Genomic DNA, 527 nt, shown 5'->3' with positions numbered 1-527 from the left:
CAGCAGGCTGAGCACGATCAGGAACGCGCCGGCCATGATCGTCACCGAGCGGCAGCGCACGCCGGTCATTTGCACCAGGCCGATGTTCTGTGCGAACGAGGAGTGGGTGAAGGTGTTGAAGAAGCCGGCGAAGAACGACGCACCGGCATCACACAGCAAGCCGCGACGCAGCATCCGGGGCGAGACGTCCTGGCCGGTGATCTTGCCCAGGGCGAGGAACATTCCGGTGGATTCCACAAAGATAATCACCACCACCAGGCACATCGACAGGATCGGCGCCAACTCGAACGTAGGCATGCCGAAGTGCAGCGGCGTTACCACCTGCACCCACGGCGCCTGGGCCAGGCCGCTGAGGTCGACCATGCCGATGATGCCGCACAGGCCGTAGCCCAGCCCCATGCCGATCAGCACCGAAATGTTTACCCAGAAGCCGCGCATGAAGCGGTTGATCAACAGGATGGTGGCCAGGACCAGGGCGGCAATCGCCAGGTAAATCGGCGAACCGAAAGTGGCGGCTGCGCTGCCGC

The 527-nt window shown here is 63.6% G+C and carries 1 protein-coding gene; it reads right to left on the bottom strand.

Going from position 1 to position 527, the window contains the following annotated elements:
* Positions 1–527: solute carrier family 23 protein (locus IQK56_RS30825; RefSeq protein ID WP_279649566.1), on the bottom strand; the 527-nt coding region annotated here is incomplete at both ends.

It is taken from the genome of Pseudomonas cyclaminis (assembly GCF_015163715.1).
In the GTDB taxonomy this organism is placed as follows: Bacteria; Pseudomonadota; Gammaproteobacteria; order Pseudomonadales; family Pseudomonadaceae; genus Aquipseudomonas; species Aquipseudomonas cyclaminis.
Note: the sequence above shows the minus strand (reverse complement) of the source record. Positions and strands in the feature narration are given on the sequence as shown.